Below are 3572 nucleotides of genomic sequence, written 5' to 3'. Positions count from 1 at the left end.
AGCCTGTCCCGATTTTTATCGGGAAGACCCGTACGTACGGTGGTGTGAGAGGCGCACCGTGGGCTTATGGCTCACGGCCGTCTACTCGATTAGCGGTTCGTTGTTTTCTATTCATTGTCATTAGGTCTAATTTGGTCAGCAAGTTTTTTAGGTGCGACTTCACAATATGCAGTTGTCAAGGCGTCAATAAATAGTTCTTTATGAACTTTACTCATTTCTATTAGTGTCCAACCTTGTTTGCCCCACTTATTGTCAACAGGAAATATTATGCTCTTATCGGAAGACGAAAAAACGTTTTGGTCAATTTCCGATAATTTAATACAAGCTCTTTTCTTTATAACGTCATAAGTTGCAAAGATTTTCTTTTTCACTCTGAAAGAAGTCTTTTCAAAATGAGGTTCTTCTGTTGCTTCTGGAAACGAAAGTGCCAATTTTCTGAAAGTATCAATAGCTACCATAAAAATCATTTGTTTTCTTCAAACCACTTGACAATTGAAGGCATACTTCTCTCAAAGCCACCGGGAATAAAAAAATTTAAAACGCCTGTTTTTTTGTCAGTTCTATTACAAAAGTCGTGAATAGTTTTGGCTGGTATTCTTATAAACGTTCCTTTTTCTGCATCTATCCAATTGTCGCCAACGAGGATAGAAGTTGTACCTTCCAAAACATAAAATACTTCGTCATTGTCTTCGTGTAAGTGTGCACCCACGCCTTCCAAATTTGGTTCTAACCACCATTCTGAAATGCTATACTTCTCGTTTGTTTCGTTTTCATCCGCTTTAAAAATAGCTGTCATAGTTCCGCAGTTGTAAGTTCTACCTTCGCCTACCTTCAGAATTAATTTGTCGGTTTCGATTTGTTTATGTTTCATTTTAATCTTTATTATCTTAGGTTAAACTTTAAATGGCTTACCAATACCTGTTTTTATAAAATCTGTCAGACTATCGGTGAAATTATGCCAACCACTTTCGCAAATATTGTAGCATTCAATTTCGGGTGTCAAGCCTAAATGTGTTAAACATATTTCTGTTTGGCTATCTTGCCTTGATATTTCCCAAATTATTTTAGTGTTAATCCACTCTGTTTTGTTTTTGAGTTCTGGTATGTCAATAACAGAGTCGGTAACATTCCAAACCACTTTGGCATTTGGTATTAACTCTTCAACTTTCAATGTTTTGAAAACATTAGACCCAAAACGTATGGTAAACGTTTCATCTTGTTTATCAGAAGAACCTTCAAACATTTCTGTCCACCACTTTGCAATAGAGTTGGTCAATGCTTCATAAACACTTTTGTCTGTCGCTTGAAGTATGATTGTTTTTTTAAAGTTTTCCATATTTATATTTTACTATTCTTTTTTTACCGTAAGCCGTTCATAAAAAGCCCGTGTCAGCGGTTTGATGATTTGTTTATGGTCAAAGTTATTCGTCATTTAGTGAGTTAATTCCCTGTTCTTTTAATTTTGACAAAGCGTCTTTCATTGCCTTCACTTGTTCAGTTGGGTGTTTTTGCCAAACTGTTACTTCTCCTACAACTCTAAACGGTTCTGTTGAACGATAAGACATTGTTGGATTTCCTGGAAATTTTTTGTCCGTCAAGTCTGGATCATTTTCAAGTTCTCCTATGGCTTCAACCAAATAAATTCTTTCTCGTCCTAGTCCAACCGCAAGCTCAGCACCCCAAATTGCTGGGTCTAATGTTGCTGTAAGAAAAATATATTTAGCATTATTTCTTTTTCCAAAATTTGAGTTGTAACCAACTTCGATAAGGTCGCCTAACTTCAAATCAGCTTTTGTACCGTGAAAATATGTTTGGCTAAATGGTGTATGAATAGTTGTATCTTCATTTATTTTATTTGACATATGCTTGACTTTTAATTTTTTTGTTTGTGTCATTCATTAATTCAATAGATTTTAAAATAAAGGCTTCAATAATTTTAATTTCTTCTAATGAAAAACTAGCAATTAATTTTTCTGTTTCGGTTTGAAATTCTTTGTAGTATGGTTCAAAAAGTTTAATTATTTTTTTTGAATCGGGTACAATAATTACTTTTCGTCTATCACTTGAATCAAATTGACGCTTTACAAGATTTTTTTTCTCAAACCTGTCAATCAACCCTGTTATTGCTCCTGTGGTCAATCCTGTTAATTCAGCAAGCTCGCCTGCTGTCAAATTACCTTTTTGTAGAAAAAAACCTAAATATTTATGGTCAGTCGCTGAAAACCCTGCATTTCTAGCAATGGATTCATGCATTTGAATTGAGGTATAAGCGTATTTCTGACTCAATTTTCTTATGTCAATAATATTTTCTTTGTTCATTTATATCTTCCTTCATAAGTATCTTAGTTGCAAAGATAAATAAACACAATTTATTTTCTACTTTTTTGTGATTTTTTTTTTAGGCAAGATTTATTTGAGTATTAATGAAGTTGTTTTTATAATGACCGCTAACGTTGAGTATTTGCGAAGGCAGGGAATTCATTGCTCGTCTGCCCGGTACAAATGCTCAATTGAAAATATAAAGTTGAAGTTAACAACTAAAAGCCAAATTTATAATGTCAGCCCGAACTACTGCTCATACTTGTACATAGCTGATGTTTGATCGTCCAGCCCTGCTTTTGCAAATACTTTTGTTGGCGGCTGGGCACATGGGTCACTCTAAATTATTAATCCTTTTTCGTCCCTGATTCAATTTGATTCCCATTCTCAAAGATTACTAATTTCTCCACTCGTCCTTTTTGTCCATTAACAAATTCAAACTGCACATTCCCGTGGTCGAGGTAAAATTTTGAATTTGATTCTGAATACAGGTCGGCGCTCCAATCCCCGTCCTTTACTCTCAGTAGCTTTTGATTCTTGGTTATTACGATTACTCTGTCCGGAGCCATTTGATATTTTCCAGTGTAACGATCTAAGACATTGTCGTCTAGCTGAACATTGCTTATGGGTCGATGGTCGTAACTAATTACGCGGCTTAACTTCCAGCCAGTTGATAGAGTTTGCCAGATGTTTGTAAACTTAGCTTCTTCAATTAACTTTTCTGACTTATCGCCAATTACTAAGAAAAAACGGTGTCGACCTGTCTCAACAGCTCCAAAGTCTTTAATTGGGCTCACCTCGACACTTTCTCGAATTAGTTCTCGTCTTAATTTTTGTTGTTGTCGTTGTTCGCCACAAAACGAAGTCATTGATTTCATTTCGGCGTCTCTGGATTTTGTCAGTCCGCCTCGGTCATGGTAAAATTCAAAGTCGTCAACGAGAAATGACTCATATGTCTTTAGGTCACAATTGTTCAACGCATGAAAGAAAATACTGTCTACACTTATTACTTGTTTGAATAGCATTTTTTCGTCGGAATCTGTTGTCGTCTGTCCGAACAGTTGATTCCCTAATGTTAAAAGTAAAATAGTTAGTTGTCTCATTTGAAACCTGTCAGTCATTTGTGCCTTGCCGCCAACGGTCTTGTATATGAAAAGTAGCGGATTTTATGCACGAACTTTTCGGAAAGCAAGATACTTAATTAAATGCAAAACGGTTCAGGTTAGCACCTAAACCGCTATTTTTTATATACG

General features: G+C 35.5%; 6 protein-coding genes. All 6 read right to left on the bottom strand.

The annotated features are described in order from the left end of the window. Positions 1 to 107: 107 nt before the first annotated feature. A complete protein-coding gene (locus BVH04_RS24835) occupies positions 108 to 458 on the bottom strand; it encodes an MmcQ/YjbR family DNA-binding protein (RefSeq protein ID WP_086544155.1) in 351 nt (116 codons plus the stop codon). 5 nt (positions 459 to 463) lie between these two features. Then, entirely contained in the window at positions 464 to 871 is a 408-nt protein-coding gene (locus tag BVH04_RS24830) for a cupin domain-containing protein (protein WP_086544153.1), read from the bottom strand. A 21-nt stretch (positions 872 to 892) separates the two neighbouring features. After that, entirely contained in the window at positions 893 to 1336 is a 444-nt protein-coding gene (locus tag BVH04_RS24825) for an SRPBCC family protein (protein WP_086544152.1), read from the bottom strand. An 85-nt stretch (positions 1337 to 1421) separates the two neighbouring features. Next, positions 1422 to 1862 (bottom strand): NAD(+)--rifampin ADP-ribosyltransferase, encoded by a 441-nt coding sequence (gene arr / locus BVH04_RS24820; protein WP_086544154.1) that lies wholly within the window; start codon positions 1860 to 1862, stop codon positions 1422 to 1424. Next, complete coding sequence (locus BVH04_RS24815) at positions 1852 to 2319, bottom strand: MarR family winged helix-turn-helix transcriptional regulator (RefSeq protein ID WP_086544151.1); 468 nt, start codon at positions 2317 to 2319, stop codon at positions 1852 to 1854. Before BVH04_RS24815 ends, arr begins: the two co-directional genes overlap by 11 nt. A 347-nt stretch (positions 2320 to 2666) precedes the next feature. After that, entirely contained in the window at positions 2667 to 3422 is a 756-nt protein-coding gene (locus BVH04_RS24810) for a nuclear transport factor 2 family protein (RefSeq protein ID WP_169714520.1), read from the bottom strand. Positions 3423 to 3572 lie beyond the last annotated feature (150 nt).

The organism is Algoriphagus antarcticus (genome assembly GCF_002150685.1).
Taxonomy (GTDB): Bacteria; Bacteroidota; Bacteroidia; order Cytophagales; family Cyclobacteriaceae; genus Algoriphagus; species Algoriphagus antarcticus.
This window is presented reverse-complemented; position numbering and strand designations above follow the sequence as displayed.

Bases quoted from the DNA above. Each gene is read 5' to 3' on its own strand.
- BVH04_RS24835 (WP_086544155.1), bottom strand. From the start codon at position 458: ATGGTAGCTATTGATACTTTCAGAAAATTGGCACTTTCGTTTCCAGAA.
- BVH04_RS24830 (WP_086544153.1), bottom strand. From the start codon at position 871: ATGAAACATAAACAAATCGAAACCGACAAATTAATTCTGAAGGTAGGC.
- BVH04_RS24825 (WP_086544152.1), bottom strand. From the start codon at position 1,336: ATGGAAAACTTTAAAAAAACAATCATACTTCAAGCGACAGACAAAAGT.
- arr (WP_086544154.1), bottom strand. From the start codon at position 1,862: ATGTCAAATAAAATAAATGAAGATACAACTATTCATACACCATTTAGC.
- BVH04_RS24815 (WP_086544151.1), bottom strand. From the start codon at position 2,319: ATGAACAAAGAAAATATTATTGACATAAGAAAATTGAGTCAGAAATAC.
- BVH04_RS24810 (WP_169714520.1), bottom strand. From the start codon at position 3,422: ATGAGACAACTAACTATTTTACTTTTAACATTAGGGAATCAACTGTTC.